11 protein-coding genes are annotated in these 16,357 nt (G+C 71.8%); 4 read left to right on the forward strand and 7 right to left on the reverse strand.

Annotation, left to right across the window (positions count from 1 at the left end):
• Window positions 1-20: 20 nt before the first annotated feature.
• Window positions 21-2,420 carry a Tex family protein gene (locus tag OHU34_RS07695; RefSeq protein WP_142267096.1) on the forward strand — a complete coding sequence of 800 codons (2,400 nt, stop codon included), beginning with the start codon at window positions 21-23 and terminating at the stop codon, window positions 2,418-2,420.
• Window positions 2,421-2,504: 84 nt separating this feature from the next.
• Here OHU34_RS07695 and OHU34_RS07700 read toward each other — a convergent pair whose 3' ends face one another.
• Window positions 2,505-4,145, reverse strand: a complete 1,641-nt coding sequence (locus OHU34_RS07700; protein ID WP_142267095.1) for an ABC-F family ATP-binding cassette domain-containing protein — start codon at window positions 4,143-4,145, stop codon at window positions 2,505-2,507.
• Window positions 4,146-4,239: 94 nt separating this feature from the next.
• Between OHU34_RS07700 and OHU34_RS07705 the strand changes: the two genes are divergently transcribed.
• Window positions 4,240-5,202 carry an FAD-dependent oxidoreductase gene (locus tag OHU34_RS07705; RefSeq protein ID WP_230194093.1) on the forward strand — a complete coding sequence of 321 codons (963 nt, stop codon included), beginning with the start codon at window positions 4,240-4,242 and terminating at the stop codon, window positions 5,200-5,202.
• Window positions 5,203-5,216: 14 nt separating this feature from the next.
• On the opposite strand, the gene OHU34_RS07710 is transcribed toward OHU34_RS07705, so the two are convergent.
• Entirely contained in the window at window positions 5,217-7,163 is a 1,947-nt protein-coding gene (locus OHU34_RS07710; RefSeq protein ID WP_142267093.1) for a Xaa-Pro dipeptidyl-peptidase, read from the reverse strand.
• Between the two features lie 200 nt (window positions 7,164-7,363).
• Here OHU34_RS07710 and OHU34_RS07715 point away from each other — a divergent pair, with 200 nt between their 5' ends.
• Window positions 7,364-8,857 (forward strand): M1 family metallopeptidase, encoded by a 1,494-nt coding sequence (locus tag OHU34_RS07715; RefSeq protein WP_200839862.1) that lies wholly within the window; start codon window positions 7,364-7,366, stop codon window positions 8,855-8,857.
• Between the two features lie 74 nt (window positions 8,858-8,931).
• Here OHU34_RS07715 and OHU34_RS07720 read toward each other — a convergent pair whose 3' ends face one another.
• The 3 genes from OHU34_RS07720 to OHU34_RS07730 form a co-directional block, all read right to left on the reverse strand.
• Window positions 8,932-9,915 carry an adenosine kinase gene (locus tag OHU34_RS07720; RefSeq protein WP_405765503.1) on the reverse strand — a complete coding sequence of 328 codons (984 nt, stop codon included), beginning with the start codon at window positions 9,913-9,915 and terminating at the stop codon, window positions 8,932-8,934.
• 5 nt (window positions 9,916-9,920) lie between these two features.
• Entirely contained in the window at window positions 9,921-10,403 is a 483-nt protein-coding gene (locus tag OHU34_RS07725) for a macro domain-containing protein (protein WP_020129445.1), read from the reverse strand.
• Between the two features lie 66 nt (window positions 10,404-10,469).
• Window positions 10,470-11,945 (reverse strand): amino acid permease, encoded by a 1,476-nt coding sequence (locus OHU34_RS07730; RefSeq protein ID WP_405765506.1) that lies wholly within the window; start codon window positions 11,943-11,945, stop codon window positions 10,470-10,472.
• A 219-nt stretch (window positions 11,946-12,164) separates the two neighbouring features.
• Here OHU34_RS07730 and OHU34_RS07735 point away from each other — a divergent pair, with 219 nt between their 5' ends.
• On the forward strand, window positions 12,165-12,890 hold the full coding sequence (locus OHU34_RS07735) for a MerR family transcriptional regulator (RefSeq protein WP_142267090.1): 726 nt from the start codon (window positions 12,165-12,167) through the stop codon (window positions 12,888-12,890).
• 12 nt (window positions 12,891-12,902) lie between these two features.
• On the opposite strand, the gene OHU34_RS07740 is transcribed toward OHU34_RS07735, so the two are convergent.
• Together OHU34_RS07740 and OHU34_RS07745 are read right to left on the reverse strand one after the other, a co-directional pair.
• Entirely contained in the window at window positions 12,903-15,098 is a 2,196-nt protein-coding gene (locus OHU34_RS07740; RefSeq protein ID WP_230194097.1) for a 3-hydroxyacyl-CoA dehydrogenase NAD-binding domain-containing protein, read from the reverse strand.
• Window positions 15,099-15,139: 41 nt separating this feature from the next.
• The gene (locus OHU34_RS07745) at window positions 15,140-16,354 is read right to left on the reverse strand and encodes an acetyl-CoA C-acetyltransferase (protein ID WP_405765509.1); all 1,215 of its coding nucleotides are present in this window, start codon (window positions 16,352-16,354) and stop codon (window positions 15,140-15,142) included.
• Between the last annotated feature and the right edge of the window lie 3 nt (window positions 16,355-16,357).

The following is a 16,357-nucleotide window of genomic DNA, read 5'->3' on the forward strand; positions in this document are numbered from 1 at the left end:
GGAGAAGGCGGTACGGGATCGTGACGACACCCGGGTCCATCGAAGTAGGGTCCATCGAAGGCAGGATCGCCGAGGAACTCGGCGTACGGCAGCGGCAGGTGAAGGCCGCCGTGGAGCTGCTCGACGGCGGCTCGACGGTGCCTTTCATCGCCCGCTACCGCAAGGAAGCGACCGAGATGCTCGACGACGCGCAGCTGCGCACGATCGAGGAGCGGCTGCGCTACCTGCGGGAGCTGGAGGAGCGGCGGACGGCGATCCTGGAGTCGGTGGGCGAGCAGGGCAAGCTCACCGACGCGCTCCGGGCGCAGATCCTCGGCGCCGAGACGAAGGCGCGGCTGGAGGACATCTACCTGCCGTACAAGCCCAAGCGGCGCACCAAGGCGCAGATCGCGCGCGAGGCGGGCCTCGAACCGCTCGCCGAGGGACTGCTCGGCGACCCGACGGTCGATCCGCTCGCGGCGGCCGCCGCGTTCGTCGACGCCGACAAGGGCGTCGCCGATCCGCAGGCCGCGCTGGACGGCGCGCGGGCGATCCTCACCGAGCGGTTCTCGGAGGACGCCGACCTGATCGGCGAGCTGCGCGAGCGTATGTGGGGGCGCGGGCGGCTCGCGGCCAAGGTGCGCGACGGCAAGGAGGAGGCGGGCGCGAAGTTCGCCGACTACTTCGACTTCGCCGAGCCGTTCACCGCGCTGCCCTCGCACCGCGTCCTGGCGATGCTGCGCGGCGAGAAGGAGGAGGTCCTCGACCTCGTCCTGGAGCCGGAGGAGCCCTCCGAGCAGCCCGGTCCCTCGTCGTACGAGGGGATCGTGGCGCGCCGGTTCGACATCTCCGACCGCGGCCGGCCGGGCGACAAGTGGCTGACGGACACCGTCCGCTGGGCCTGGCGCACCCGCATCCTCGTCCACCTCGGCATCGACCTGCGGCTGCGGCTGCGGACGGCCGCCGAGGACGAGGCCGTCGACGTCTTCGCCGCCAACCTCCGCGACCTGCTGCTCGCCGCCCCGGCCGGCACGCGCGCGACGCTGGGCCTGGACCCCGGCTTCCGTACGGGCGTGAAGGTCGCCGTCGTGGACGCGACCGGCAAGGTCGTCGCCACCGACGTGATCTACCCGCACGTCCCGGCGAACAAGTGGGACGAGGCGATCGCCAAGCTCGCGCGGCTGGCGAAGGAGCACACCGTCGACCTGGTCGCCATCGGCAACGGCACGGCGTCCCGCGAGACCGACAAGCTCGCCGGTGAACTCATCACCAGGCACCCGGAGCTGAATCTCACCAAGGTGATGGTGTCCGAGGCGGGGGCCTCCGTGTACTCGGCCTCCGCCTTCGCCTCCCAGGAGCTGCCCGACATGGACGTGTCGCTGCGCGGCGCCGTGTCGATCGCGCGCCGGCTCCAGGATCCGCTCGCCGAGCTGGTGAAGATCGACCCCAAGTCGATCGGTGTCGGCCAGTACCAGCACGACCTGTCCGAGGTGAAGCTGTCGCGTTCGCTGGACGCGGTGGTGGAGGACTGTGTGAACGGCGTGGGCGTGGACGTCAACACGGCCTCGGCGCGGCTGCTGTCCCGGGTGTCCGGCATCTCCACCGGACTCGCCGAGAACATCGTGGCGCACCGGGACGCCAACGGGCCCTTCACCTCGCGTTCCGAGCTGAAGAAGGTGGCCCGGCTCGGCCCGAAGGCGTACGAGCAGTGCGCGGGCTTCCTGCGCATCCGCGGCGGCAGCGACCCGCTGGACTCCTCCAGCGTGCACCCGGAGGCGTACCCGGTGGTGCGGCGCATGGTGAAGACCTCCGGCCAGGAGGTGGCGGCCCTCATCGGCAACACGGGTGTGCTGCGCTCACTGCGGCCGACGGACTTCGTGGACGAGACGTTCGGTCTGCCGACCGTCACGGACATCCTCAAGGAACTGGAGAAGCCCGGGCGCGACCCGCGGCCCGCCTTCAAGACGGCCACCTTCAAGGAGGGCGTGGAGAAGATCTCCGACCTGTCCTCAGGGATGGTCCTGGAGGGCGTCGTGACCAACGTGGCGGCCTTCGGGGCGTTCATCGACGTCGGTGTCCACCAGGACGGCCTGGCGCACGTGTCCGCGCTGTCGAAGACGTTCGTCAAGGACCCCAGGGACGTCGTCAAGCCCGGTGACATCGTCAAGGTGAAGGTCCTCGACGTCGACATCCCGCGCAAGCGGATCTCGCTGACGCTGCGGCTGGACGACGAGGCGGCCCCGCAGGGCGGTCAGGGCCAGTCCTCCGGCGGGGGCCGACCGCAGCGGAGCGGCGGGCGCCCGCCGCAGCAGCGGCAGCAGGGCGGCCAGCGCGGCGGAGGTGGCGGCGGTTCGCGCCAGGCGCCGCCTCCGGGCAACAGCGCGATGGCCGACGCTCTGCGCCGAGCGGGCCTCGTCGACCCCAAGAAGGGCAGGCGCTGACAGCGCCGCACGACGCCGGGGCCCGGCCCGCCGGGCCCCGGCAGTCCTCGGCCGTCCTGGTGGCGAGGACCCGCCTCGGGCGCCCTAGCGCTCGGTCACCTTGCCGTCCGCGACCTCCAGGCGGCGCGTGACATGGACCGCGTCCAGCATGCGCCGGTCGTGGGTGACCAGGAGCAGCGTGCCCTCGTAGGCGTCGAGGGCCGACTCCAGCTGCTCGATGGCCGGGAGGTCGAGGTGGTTGGTCGGCTCGTCGAGGACCAGGAGGTTGACGCCCCGGCCCTGGAGCAGCGCGAGGGCCGCGCGGGTGCGTTCGCCCGGTGACAGGGTGGCCGCCGCACGCGTGACATGGTCCGACTTCAGGCCGAACTTGGCCAGCAGGGTGCGCACCTCGGCCGGTTCGGTGTCGGGTACGGCCGTGCGGAACGCGTCCAGCAGGGACTCGGGGCCGTGGAACAGCTGCCGCGCCTGGTCGACCTCGCCCACCAGGACGCCCGAGCCCAGGGTGGCCTGTCCGGCGTCCAGCGGCACCCGGCCGAGGAGCGCGCCCAGGAGGGTCGACTTGCCCGCGCCGTTCGCGCCGGTGACCGCGACCCGGTCCGCCCAGTCGATCTGCAGGGACACCGGCCCGAAGGTGAAGTCGCCGCGTCGCACCTCGGCCTCGCGCAGGGTGGCGACCACCGCGCCGGAGCGTGGCGCGGACGCGATCTCCATCCGCAGTTCCCACTCCTTGCGCGGCTCCTCGACGGTCTCCAGGCGCTCGATCATGCGCTGGGTCTGCCGGGCCTTCGCGGCCTGCTTCTCGCTGGCCTCGCTGCGGAACTTGCGGCCGATCTTGTCGTTGTCGTTGCCCGCCTTGCGGCGCGCGTTCTTCACGCCCTTGTCCATCCAGGAGCGCTGGGTCTGCGCGCGGTCCTGGAGGGCCGCCCTCTTGTCGGCGTACTCCTCGAAGTCCTCGCGGGCGTGCCGGCGGGCCACGTCCCGCTCCTCCAGGTAGGCGTCGTACCCGCCGCCGTAGAGGTTGATCTGCTGCTGGGCGAGGTCCAGTTCGAGGACCTTGGTGACCGTGCGGGTGAGGAACTCGCGGTCGTGGCTGACGACGACGGTCCCGGCGCGCAGACCCTTCACGAAGCGCTCCAGGCGCTCCAGGCCGTCGAGGTCGAGGTCGTTGGTCGGCTCGTCGAGGAGGAAGACGTCGTAGCGGGACAGGAGGAGGGAGGCGAGGCCGGCGCGGGCGGCCTGACCGCCGGACAGGGAGGTCATCGGCTGGTCGAGGCCGACTCCGAGGCCGAGCGAGTCGGTGACCTCCTCGGCGCGCTCGTCGAGGTCGGCGCCGCCGAGGTCGAGCCAGCGCTCGAGGCTCGTCGCATAGGCGTCGTCGGCGCCGGGCGCTCCGTCGACCAGGGCCTGGGTGGCCTCGTCCATGGTGCGCTGGGCCTCGGCGACGCCGGTGCGGCGGGCGAGGAAGTCCCGCACGCTCTCGCCGGGGCGGCGCTCCGGTTCCTGGGGCAGATGGCCGACGCTCGCGGTCGGCGGGGAGAGCCTGAGCTCGCCCTGCTCGGGCGCGGTGAGCCCGGCGAGCAGCTTCAGCAGGGTGGACTTGCCCGCACCGTTGGCACCGACCAGCCCGATCACGTCCCCGGGGGCGACGACGAGGTCGAGCCCGGAGAAGAGGGAGCGGTCGCCGTGGCCGGCGGCGAGGTTCTTGGCGACGAGGGTGGCAGTCATCAGGTCGTAGATCCTAGTGGCCGTCCGGGGGTGCGGTCGCGCCGGATTCCCCGCGATCTCGCTGTGCGGCGGTGCGGTCGGTTAACGTCCGGGCGTGGACACTCGGTTGAGCGGCGACGTGATCGTGGTGGGCGGCGGGGTCATCGGGCTGGCGACGGCCGTCGTGCTCGCCGAGCGCGGCCTGCGGGTCCGGGTCTGGACGCGCGACCCGGTCGAGCGGACGACCTCGGCGGTGGCCGGCGCGCTGTGGTGGCCGTACCGCATCGAGCCGATGGCGCGGGCGCGCGCGTGGGCGCTGCGCTCACTGGAGATCTACGAGGAGCTCGCCGAGCGGCCCGGGGAGACCGGGGTGCGCCTGGTCGACGGGATCCTGGGCGAGACGGAACTGGAGGAGGTCGAGGGCTGGGCGGCGGGCCGGCTGGCCGGGCTGCGCCGGACGACGGCGCGTGAGTACGGCGCGGGGCCCGGAGTGCGGGCCCGGCTGCCGCTGATCGACATGTCGGCCTATCTGCCCTGGCTCCGGCGGCGGCTGCTGCGGGCGGGCGGCACGGTCGAGGAGCGCACGGTGACCGACCTGGCTCAGGCCGAGGCGCCGGTGGTGGTGAACTGCACCGGGCTGGACGCCGGGCGGCTGGTGGCGGACCCGTCGGTGCGGCCCGTACGGGGGCAGCTCGTCGTCGTGGAGAACCCCGGCATCGACACCTGGCTCGTCTCCACCGGCCCGGACGGCGAGACCGCCTGTCTGTTCCCGCACGCCGGGCGGCTGCTGCTGGGCGGTACGGCGCAGGACGACGTGTGGTCGCTGGAACCGGATCCGAAGGTGGCCGAGGCGATCGTGCGGCGCTGCGCGGCCCTGCGGCCGGAGGTCGCCGGGGCGCGGGTCCTGGAGCACCGGGTCGGCCTGCGGCCGGTCCGGGGCACGGTTCGGCTGGAGCGGGCGGAGCTGCCGGACGGGCGGACGGTGGTGCACCACTACGGGCACGGCGGGGCGGGTGTGACGGTGGCGTGGGGCTGTGCGGAGGAGGCGGCCGGGCTGGTGCTTCCGGCCGCCTGCTGACCCCGCCTGCGGGACTACGGGATCCGGTACCTGTGGTGCGGTGTCCGTACGCCGTCCAGGGACCGGGCGTCGGGGGTCGCGGCCGCCGCCGATCCGGACGTGGCGCGGGCGAAGGCGTCGGCGCCTCCGACGAAGGGGACGCGGGCCGAGGTGCGGGACAGGTCCAGGGTGAGGGTGGGGGTGTCGGCGGGCGGGTCGATGAGGTCCCGGTCGGTGCCCGCGACGATCAGGGCGAGCCGGTGACCGGCCGGGACGACGTGGTCGGTGGCCGCCAGGTCGAGGGTGAGGGTGTACGCCCTGCCCGGGGTGAGCGCAACGCCCTTGCCTGGGTCGGCGTAGGTGCCGAGGTCGGCCCAGCCGCGGCTGACGACCGTCCGACCGACGTCGACGGCCTTGGCGGCGGTCTCCCGGAAGCAGGCGCTGTCGCCCGCGGTGCTCGCGCCCCAGCAGGTGCGGTCGGTGAGCGTGCTGATGCCCTCGCCGCTCGCCGCGTAGTCGCGGACGGTGTCGGGACCGAGGTCGACGAGGACGGCGCTCAGGTGGGCCGTCGCGGTGGTGGGCGTGGCGGTGACGGTGACCTGGGAGGAGCCGGACAGACGCAGGTCACGGGTGAGGGGCCCGGTGACGAATCCGGCCTTGTCGGGGGTCGGGGTGTCGATCTGCGCGGCCCACTCGGTCTCGCTCAGCCGCGGGTCGTCGGTGAAGACGGCGGTGCCCGTGCCCTTGCGCAGGCCGAGGGTGCCGACGCCGGGCAGGACACCGGTGGAGGGGCGCAGGGTGGCGGTCCGGGTGCCGTGCGGCGGCCAGACGGTGGAGGTGACCCACTGGTCGGGGTGACGTTCGACGTCGGCCATGGGTTCACGGTCGATGCCGTTGTCGTAGCCGAGGAGTTCGTGGTCGAACCAGCGGTGCAGGGTGTCCACCCAGGCGGCTCGGCGGAAGTCGAAGGGGTCGACGTGGCCGGTCTGGGAGAGCCAGATCTTGCGCTCGACCCCGTTCCTCGCGAGGGCGTCCCACCACTGGCCGAGGTGCTTGGTGCGGACGTTGAGGTCCTGCAGGCCGTGGACGAGGAAGACGCTCGCCTTCACCCTGCGCGCGTCCTCGACGTAGTCGCGCTCGGTCCACAGCGACGTCAGGTCGCCGGTGCGCGGGGCCTCGTCGACGAGTTCTTGCTGGACGGCGGCGCACCTGGCGCGGGCTTCGGGGCTGTCGACGTAGTCGGAGAGCCAGTCGGGTCCGGAGTCGTAGAGGGGGGCGCCCTGGGCGAAGTAGTAGTCGTACCAGGAGGAGATGGCGGCGATCGGGACGATGGTCTTCAGGCCCTTCACGCCGGTGGCGGCCACGCCGTTGGCTATGGTGCCGTCCCAGCTCTTGCCGATCATGCCGGTTCTGCCGTTGGTCCAGCCCGCCTCGGCGGTCGTGGTGCCCGTGCGGGTGGTGTACGCCCGGGCACGGCCGTTCAGCCAGTCGACGACGGCCTTGGCGGACCGGATGTCGGAGCGCCCCCCGACGTCGACACAGCCGTCGGAGCGGTTGGTGCCGGCCAGATCGACGCCGACGAAGGCGTAGCCGCGCGGCACGAAGTAGTTGTCGTAGAAGAGCGGCATCTGGACGACGTTCCCGGCGGCGTCGTACGTCTTGCGCTGGCTCTCGTTGCCGCGTCCGCAGCAGGAGTAGTAGGGGCTGGCGTCCATGATGACGGGCACCTTGCGGCCCTGTGCGGCGAGTTCGCGGGGGCGGACGATGTCGACGGCGACGCGGTCCCTCTTCCCGTCGCTGTCGCCGTCGAGTCCGGTGTCCACCCAGACGGCCTCCCGGATGGCGTTCTCGTACGAATACACGGGCCGGCTCTCGCGCGGGGAGCTGTGGGCCGCGGCCGGGGTGAGGAAGGAGGCCACCAGGAGGGTGATGGCGGCGGTCGCGAGCGGTCTCCAGATCGTGAAGCGCATGCGTGTCGACATGCGCGGGACGGTACTCGGGTCAACTCCCGTGCAGAAGAGGGCAGCTGTGGGTCAGCTGTGGCGGAAATCGCCCCTGCGGAGGGGCTGCCCGTGACGGCCGAATGGCGATCGTGTGACAGGGGTGGCGGTGGGCAGGCCCTGGGACACAGGGAGTCAATAGGCTCCGAACAGACCGCGTGAATCTACGACTTGGAGTTATCGTGCACCGCAGAATCATCGCGCCGGGCGCACTCGCTGCCGCGTCCGTGTTGCTGGCGATCCCGGCATCGGCCGCGAGCGCCTCCCCCGGCGCCCCGGGCATCGGCGACCCCTACTACCCGGCGTACGGCAACGGCGGATACGACGTCTCCCACTACGACCTGCGGCTCAAGTACCAGCCGGTCACGGACGAGTTGGAGGGGACGGCGACGATCCTGGCGAAGACCACGCAGGACCTGTCCCGGTTCGATCTGGACTTCCTGCTCGACGTGAGCGAGGTACGGGTCAACGGCGCCGTGGCGGCATTCACGACCTCGGGCGAGCACGAACTGGAGATCACGCCGAAGACGCCGCTGGCGAAGGGCGCGACGGTCACGGTCGTGGTGCGGTACAGCGGAATCCCGTCCTCGAAGCAGGCATACGGCTTCACCAGTTGGCACCGCACCGCGGACGGCGGGGTCGGCGCCAACGAGCCCGAGGCGGCCTGGTGGTGGTTCCCCAGCAACGACCACCCGCTCGACAAGGCCACCTACGACGTGTCGGTGCTGGTGCCCGACGGCTCGCAGGCCATCTCCAACGGAACGCTCCAGTCGACGAGTTCACGACTGGGCTGGACCCGCTACAACTGGCGCTCCAGCAAACCGCAGGCCACCTATCTGGCCACCCTCGCCGTCGGGAAGTTCGACATCACCACCGGGACGACCGAGAACGGGATCCCGGTCGTGAACGCCTACAGCAAGGACCTGGGCGACAACGCCGGCGCGGCGCGGGCGAGCATCGAGCGGACCGGGGAGATCGCCGACTGGCTCGGCGGGTACTTCGGGCCGTATCCCTTCGACGCGCTCGGCGGGTACGTGCCGAACACGAACACCGGATACGCGCTGGAGACGCAGACCCGGCCCTTCTACAGCCCCCGGCAGTTCGCGAACGGCTCCAACGTCTCCGTGGTCGTGCACGAGTTGGCACACCAGTGGTACGGCGACTACGTCTCCGTGGCGGGGTGGAAGGACATCTGGTTGAACGAGGGCTTCGCCCGGTACGCGCAGTGGCTGTGGTCCGAGCACGAGGGCGAGGGCACGGCGCAGGAACTCGCGGACTACGTGTACGCCTCGCACCCGGCCGACGACGCGTTCTGGACGGTGAGGCCCGGCGACCCGGGCGCGGCGAACCAGTTCGACATCGCCGTCTACGACCGGGGCGCGCTGGCTGTCCAGGCGCTGCGCGGCGAGATCGGCGACGACGCCTTCTTCGCCGTCCTGAAGGGCTGGCCGAAGAAGCACGCGTACGGCAACGCGAGCGTCGCCGATCTCCAGAAGTACGCCGAGCAGATCTCCGGGAAGGAACTGGGCCCCCTGTTCGACACCTGGCTGTTCCAGCCGGCGAAACCGGCCGCTCCCGCGGCGCGGACGGCGTCGATCGCGAAGGTGTCGGCCGCTCCCGCGCAGCCGAAGTCCTGGAAGAAGATCGCGGCGACGAACGACGCGCACGAGCGCTGAGCCTCGTCGCCGCCCGCTGCCGCCCCGAACTCCGAACTCCCGCCGGACGCAGGGGCACCTGGCCCGGACCGGTGCTACCGCCCGGTGGCAGCCGCCCGGGCCAGGAGTGCGTCGCGCGAGAGGGCGGCGCTCTCCGTGGCCGGCACCGTGCAGGCGTACGCGCCGGCCAGAGCGCCGTACTCGGCGCACCGGTGCGGCGGCTCGCCGCCCAGCCGGCCGAAGAGGAAGGCGGACGCGAAGGCGTCCCCCGCGCCGTTGGAGTCCACCACCGGGCCGGGCGGGACGGCTGCCGGGACGTGGGTCAGCTCGCCGTCGGTGAGCAGATAGGCGCCCTTGGCGCCGGCCGTCGCGACGACCACCTCGGCGCGGCCCCGCTCGGCGATACGGCGCATGGTCGTCTCCGGGTCGGTCAGGGCGGTCACGGAGACGAAGACGACGTCCGCCTGGTAGGCGAAGGCCTCGTGGTAGGGGTTCTCCCCGTCCCAGTTGTGCAGGTCCGTGGAGATGCCGACGCCCGCCTCGCGCAGTACGGGCAGGGCCTCGGCGCAGGGGTGCGTGATGGACACGTGCGCGTGGCGGCCCGCGGTGGCGAGGCGCCGCAGGGTGTCCTCGGGGAAGCGGTCGTCCGGGCGCCCGCGGCTGTTGTCGTACAGCGACAGCCGCCGCCCGTCCGGGCCGACCAGGTTGACCGCCCGCTTGGTCCCGGCGGGCTGCGGGACGGCGGTGAGGGCGATGTCCTTGTCCCGGTGCAGGGCGCGGACCAGGTCTCCCTCGGGGTCGTCGCCCAGGAAGTCGAGGTGGTGGGTGCGCAGACCGAGGGCGGTGAGGCCCAGGGCGACGAAGTCGCCGGTCTGTCCCGCACGGGCGCGGATACCGCTGTCGATCATGTAGCTGTCGGCGTACGGGAGCGGCAGTTCCGGTACGTACACGATCGTGTCCACGCCAGCCCCGCCCAGCACCAGGACGTCGATGCCCTCGGCGTGCTCGGTGTTCCCGGTGCTCGTGTCGCCTGTGTTCCCGGTGCTCGTGTTCCCGGTGTTCTCGTCGTCGGCGCTCATGGGCGCTACCCCTCCCCGTGGTCGTACACCGTCACCGCGACGCCCCGCTCGACCAGCCGCTCGGTGACGAGCGGTTCGACGCGGGACCACTTGCCGCCGGCCAGACCGCAGCCTATCCGGGGCATGTGCACCGACGCGCCGAGTTCGATCGCGTGGTCGGCGAGGCGGGCCAGGGCGGTGTCGATGGCCGGGTAGCGCACGGGGACGCCCTTGCTGCCCGTCCGGGTGCCGCGCTGGCCGATCATGTTGGCGACCCAGACGTCGGGCTTCACCCGGACGAGCTGGAGCGCGCCCAGGCCGAAGTCGTTCGAGGCGCGCTCGCGGTGCCAGGCACGGTAGGCGGCCTCCGGCTCCGGCCAGCGGCGGGACAGCGCCAGGACGAAGCCCTTTCCCCACCCCCCGAGGTCGTTGCAGACATGGGCGATCACCTTGACGCCCTTCACCGAGGGAACGGTGGCGTCACCCCGGACGTAAGTGATCTCCGACATGACGCCACGGTAGGCGATCCCACTGACAGTGGCTCCGAGCCGCTGCCTCGCCTGCCGCCTCGTCCGTCACTCCGTGGGCCGGGACAGCTCCGTCAGTTCGGCGTCCGTCGCCCTGGACACCCTGCTGCGGACCGCGTACCAGCCGCCGACCAGGGCGGCCGCGATCACCGGGATCAGCAGCAGCGTCTTGCGACCGACCTCGGGGTCGTTCCCCATCAGGCCGAGGACGGCGACCAGGAAGGCGATCGTGACGATCTCGGTGACCGGGCTGCCGGGAAGCCGGAAGTCGGGACGGGTGAGGAGGCCCGCCCTGGCACGCCGGACGAAGACCAGGTGGCAGACCATGATGATCACCCAGGTGCTGATGATGCCGAGGGAGGCGATGTTCAGCACGATCTCGAAGGCCTGGCTGGGCATGAGGAAGTTCAGCCCGACACCCAGCACACAGACACCGCAGGTCAACAGGATGCCGCCGTAGGGGACCTGGCTGCGGTTCATCCTGGCGGTGAACTTCGGGGCCGAACCCGCCATGGCCATGGAGCGCAGGATGCGGCCGGTGGAGTACAGGCCTGAGTTCAGGGAGGACATGGCGGCGGTGAGGACCACCAGGTTCATCACGTCACCGGCGCCCGAGACGCCGATCTTCGACAGCACGGTCACGAAGGGGCTCTCGTCGGCCGAGTAGGCCGAGCCGGGCAGCAGCAGCGCGAGCAGGACGACGGAGCCGACGTAGAAGAGGCCGACGCGCCACATGATCGAGTTCACCGCGCGCGGGACGACCTTCTCCGGCTCGGCGGTCTCGCCCGCGGCGACGCCGACCAGCTCCAGCGCGGCGTAGGCGAAGATCACGCCCTGCATGACGAGGACGACGGGCATCACGCCGTGCGGGAGGAGACCGCCGTGGTCCGTGATCACGCTCGGGCCGGGCGTCCGGCCGTCCACCGGGTGCTGGGTGGCGAGCAGGAAGACGCCGACGCACATGAAGGCGACCAGGGTGGCGACCTTGACGATCGCGAACCAGAACTCCATCTCGCCGAAGATCTTCACCGAGATCAGGTTCACGGCCAGCACGACCGCGAGGGCGACGAGCGCGAGCACCCACTGGGGGATGCTCGTGAACATGCTCCAGTAGTGCGTGTACAGCGCGATCGCGGTGATGTCGGCGATGCCGGTCGTCGACCAGTTCAGGAAGTACATCCACCCGGCGACATAGGCGCCCTTCTCACCGAGGAACTCGCGCGCGTAGGACACGAAGGAGCCGGAGGAGGGCCGGTAGAGGACCAGCTCGCCGAGGGCGCGGACCACGAGGAAGGCGAAGACGCCGCAGACGAGGTAGGCGAGTGCGAGGGCCGGGCCGGCGTTGTGCAGGCGTCCTCCGGCGCCCAGGAAGAGGCCGGTGCCGATGGCACCGCCGATGGCGATCATGTTGACGTGGCGGTGCTTGAGGTCCTTGCTGTAGCCGGCGTCGCCCGCGTCCGCGGGTGTCGCGGTCGCCCGGGGGTGGGCGGCGACGTCGGCCGTGCGCACGCTGTCCTTGCTCACGGGTGGTACCACTCTCTGGTGCGCCCGGGCGGGGTGTGCCCGGGTGTCCGTACGGTCGTGGCCCGCGGCTCCCGGGTAGGGGCACAGACCAAGGCAGCGGCTTCCCCGAGGCACCGGCGGTCATGCGGTGGTCCGTGTCACAGCGCGTCGCTTCTCACACGGTGTCCACCGGGAGTCGACCGGTTTCACAGCACCGGTGTGACAGCGATACTGCTGCACATGACGATCGAGACCGAGGATCCGGCCCTCACGGTCGACGAGCTGGCCGCCCGGGCGGGCGTCACGGTACGGACGGTGCGGTTCTACGGCACCAAGGGGCTGCTGCCGCCGCCGGTCATCGGTCCGCGCCGGGTGGGGCACTACGGTGCCGGGCATCTGGCGCGCCTGGCGCTGATCGAGGAGCTGCGCCGGCAGGGCCTGACACTGGCGGCGATCGAACGCTATCTGGACCGGCTGCCGCCCGGTCTCGACGCCCACGACCTCGCCGTGCACCGGGCCGTCGTGGCCTCGTGGGCGCCGGTCGCGGTGGAGACGGTGCCGCGCGCGGAACTGCAGCGGCGGGCCGGGCGGGCGCTCGGCGAGGAGGACGTGGACCGGCTCGCCGCGATGGGCGTGCTGGACACCGGTGACCCGGCGGACGAGGACGCGTACCGCGTCGACGCGGGGCTGCTGAGGCTGGGCGTGCGGCTCCTCGACGTGCCGCTGTCGCCGGAGGCGATCCTCGCGGCCCGGACCGTCCTCCTCGACCACGCGCGCGCCGCGGCCCACGAGCTGTCGCGGCTGCTGCGCGAGGAGGTGCCGGAGCGCGACGCGCAGGCGGTGAGGTCGCTGTCGGCGCACATGCAGCCCCTGGTCGTCCAGGCACTGCTGACGGCCTTCCAGCGGTCGCTGACGGAGGAGCTGCGGGAGTGGCTCGGGGAGCCGCCGGCGGACGGCTCCCCGTGACGGCCCGGTGGCTCAGCGCCCGTCCGTGAAGGTCTCCCCCCGTTCCGCCTTCTCCACCAGCAGCGCGGGCGGGGTGAAGCGGTCGCCGTAGCGCTCGGCGAGCTGACGCGCGCGGGCCACGAATCCGGGGAGCCCGGTGCCCAGCTCGCCTTCGCCCTCGTAGCCGTTGATGTACTGCAGGACTCCGCCGGTCCAGCCGGGGAAGCCGATGCCGAGGAGGGAGCCGATGTTGGCGTCCGCGACGGACGTCAGGACTCCCTCTTCGAGGAGCTTGACGGTGTCGAGCGCCTCGGCGAAGAGCATGCGTTCCTGCATGTCCCGGAAGGGGATCTCGGCGCCCGCGCGCGTGAAGTGCTCCCGCAGGCCCGGCCACAGCCCGGCCCGCCCGCCGTCCTCGCCGTACTCGTAGAAGCCGGCTCCGCCACTGCGGCCGGTGCGGCCGAACTCGTCGACCATGCGGTCGATGACGGCCTCGGCGGGGTGGCCGGGCCAGACACCGCCCGCTTCCTCCACGGCCCTCCTGGACTCGTTGCGGATCTTGCGCGGGAGGGTGAGCGTGAGCTCGTCCATGAGGGACAGGACCTTGGCCGGGTAGCCCGCCTGGGCCGCCGCCTGCTCCACGGACGCGGGCTCGATGCCCTCGCCGACCATGGCGACGCCCTCGTTGATGAAGTGACCGATCACCCGCGAGGTGAAGAAGCCGCGCGAGTCGTTGACGACGATCGGCGTCTTCTTGATCTGCCGGACCAGGTCGAAGGCGCGCGCGAGCGCTTCGTCGCCGGTGCGCTCGCCCTTGATGATCTCGACGAGCGGCATCTTGTCCACGGGCGAGAAGAAGTGCAGCCCGATGAAGTCGTCCTGACGCTCGACGCCTTCGGCGAGGGCGGTGATCGGCAGGGTGGAGGTGTTGGAGCACAGCAGGGCGTCGGGGGCGACGACCTGCTCGATCTCCTGGAACACCTTGTGCTTGAGGGAGGTGTCCTCGAAGACGGCCTCGATCACCGCGTCGCAGCCGGCGAGGTCCTGGGGGTCGGCGGTGGGCGTGATGCGGGCGAGCAGCGCGTCCGCCTTCTCCTGGGTCGTACGGCCCCGCGAGACGGCCTTCGCGCACAGCTTCTCGGAGTAGGCCCTGCCCTTGAGGGCGGCCTCCAGGGAGACGTCCTTGAGGACGACGTCGATGCCCGCGCGGGCGCACGAGTAGGCGATGCCCGCGCCCATCATCCCGGCACCCAGGACGGCCACCTTGCGGACCTGGCGCGGTGCGACGCCCCGGGGGCGGCTGACGCCGGAGTTGACGGCCTGGAGGTCGAAGAAGAACGCCTGGATCATGTTCTTCGACGTCTGCCCGGCGGCCAGTTCGACGAAGTAGCGGGCCTCGATGACCTGCGCGGTCTCGAAGTCGACCTGGGCGCCCTCGACGGCCGCGGCGAGGATGTTCCGCGGAGCCGGGTAGGGGGCGCCGTTGGTCTCCTTGCGCAGGCTGGCCGGGAACGCGGGCAGGTTGGCGGCGAACCGGGGGTTGGACGGGGTGCCGCCGGGGATGCGGTATCCCGGCCTGTCCCACGGCTGCTGCGACTCGGGGTTCGCGTCGATGAAGGCGCGGGCCTTGGCGAGCAGTTCGTCGGGCGAGTCGGCGACCTCGTCGACCAGGCCGTTCTCCAGGGCTCGCCGCGGGCTGTACTGGGTGCCCTTGAGGAGGACCTTGAGGAGGGCGTCGGTGATGCCCAGCAGCCGGACGGTGCGCACCACACCGCCGCCGCCGGGCAGCAGGCCGAGGGTGACCTCGGGGCAGCCGATCTTGGAGCCGGGCGCGTCCAGGGCGACGCGGTGGTGGCAGGCGAGGGCCAGCTCGTAGCCGCCGCCGAGCGCCGCGCCGTTCAGGGCGGCGACGACCGGCTTGCCGAGGGTCTCGATGCGACGGAGGTTGCGCTTGATCTCCAGTCCGCCGTCCAGCAGCTCCTGGGCCGTCTCGGGGGTGACGCGGATGAGGTCGCGCAGGTCGCCGCCGGCGAAGAACGTCTTCTTCGCGGAGGTGAGGATGACGCCCCGGATGGAGTCCTTCTCGGCCTCCAGACGGTCGGTGACCGCGGCGAGGGAGGCGCGGAAGGCCGCGTTCATGGTGTTCGCGGACTGGTCGGGGTCGTCGAGGACGAGGGTGACGAGGCCGGTGCGGTCCTGTTCCCAGCGGATGGTGGTGCTCTGTGTCATGACAGGGTCTCCGTAGAAGTCTCTGAGTTCCGCCGGGGTGGTCAGACGCGCTCGACGATGGTGGCGATGCCCATCCCGCCGCCGACGCAGAGGGTGGCGAGGCCGTAGCGCTTGTCCTGGCGCTCCAGTTCGTCGACGAGCGAGCCGAGGATCATCGCGCCGGTGGCGCCGAGCGGGTGGCCGAGGGCGATGGCGCCGCCGTTGACGTTGACCTTGTCCAGGGACAGGCCCATGTCCTTGACGAAGCGCAGGACGACCGCCGCGAACGCTTCGTTGATCTCGACGAGGTCGATGTCGTCGATGGTCAGGCCGGCCTTGGCGAGGGCCTTGCGGGTGGCGGGCGCGGGGCCGGTGAGCATGATCGTCGGCTCGGAGCCGGAGACCGCCGCGGAGACGATCCGCGCGCGGGGGGTGAGCCCGTGGCGCTCGCCGACCTCCCTGGAGCCGATCGCGACCAGGGAGGCGCCGTCGACGATGCCGGAGGAGTTGCCCGCGTGGTGGACGTGGTCGATCTTCTCCACCCAGTGGTACTTCTGGAGCGCCACCGCGTCGAAGCCGCCCAGCTCGCCGATGTCGGCGAAGGACGGCTTCAGCTTGCCGAGCGAGTCGGCGGTGGTGCCGGGGCGGGGGTGTTCGTCGTGGTCGAGGACGACGAGGCCGCTGCGGTCCTTCACCGGCACCACGGAGCGGTCGAAGCGGCCCTCCTTCCAGGCCGTCGCCGCCCGCTCCTGCGACAGGGCCGCGTACTCGTCGACATCGCGGCGGGAAAAGCCCTCGATGGTGGCGATGAGGTCGGCGCCGATGCCCTGCGGCACGAAGTTGACGGCCAGGTTGGTCATCGGGTCGTTGAACCAGGCGCCGCCGTCCGAGGCCATCGGCACCCGGGACATCGATTCCACCCCGCCGGCCAGGACGAGGTCCTCCCATCCCGAACGGACCTTCATGGCGGCCAGGTTGACGGCCTCCAGACCCGAGGCACAGAAGCGGTTCTCCTGCACGCCCGCCACGGTGTCCGGAAGTCCTGCCGCGATCGCGGCGATGCGCGCGATGTCGGAGCCCTGGTCGCTTACGGGGCCGACGACGCCCAGCACGATGTCGTCGATGGCGGCCGGGTCGAGGCCGGGGAAGCGGCTTCGGAGCTCGTGGATGAGGCCGACGACGAGATCGATGGGCTTCGTGCCGTGCAGGCCGCCGTTCGCCTTGCCGCGCCCGCGCGGGGTGCGGATCGCGTCGTACACGTACGCTTCGGTGCTCACTGG

Origin of the sequence: Streptomyces sp. NBC_00080, assembly GCF_045041255.1 — a bacterium.
GTDB lineage: Bacteria > Actinomycetota > Actinomycetes > Streptomycetales > Streptomycetaceae > Streptomyces > Streptomyces coriariae.

Bases quoted from the DNA above. Each gene is read 5' to 3' on its own strand.
- OHU34_RS07700 (WP_142267095.1), bottom strand. From the start codon at position 4,145: ATGACTGCCACCCTCGTCGCCAAGAACCTCGCCGCCGGCCACGGCGAC.
- OHU34_RS07710 (WP_142267093.1), bottom strand. From the start codon at position 7,163: ATGTCGACACGCATGCGCTTCACGATCTGGAGACCGCTCGCGACCGCC.
- OHU34_RS07720 (WP_405765503.1), bottom strand. From the start codon at position 9,915: ATGAGCGCCGACGACGAGAACACCGGGAACACGAGCACCGGGAACACA.
- OHU34_RS07725 (WP_020129445.1), bottom strand. From the start codon at position 10,403: ATGTCGGAGATCACTTACGTCCGGGGTGACGCCACCGTTCCCTCGGTG.
- OHU34_RS07735 (WP_142267090.1), top strand. From the start codon at position 12,165: ATGACGATCGAGACCGAGGATCCGGCCCTCACGGTCGACGAGCTGGCC.
- OHU34_RS07740 (WP_230194097.1), bottom strand. From the start codon at position 15,098: ATGACACAGAGCACCACCATCCGCTGGGAACAGGACCGCACCGGCCTC.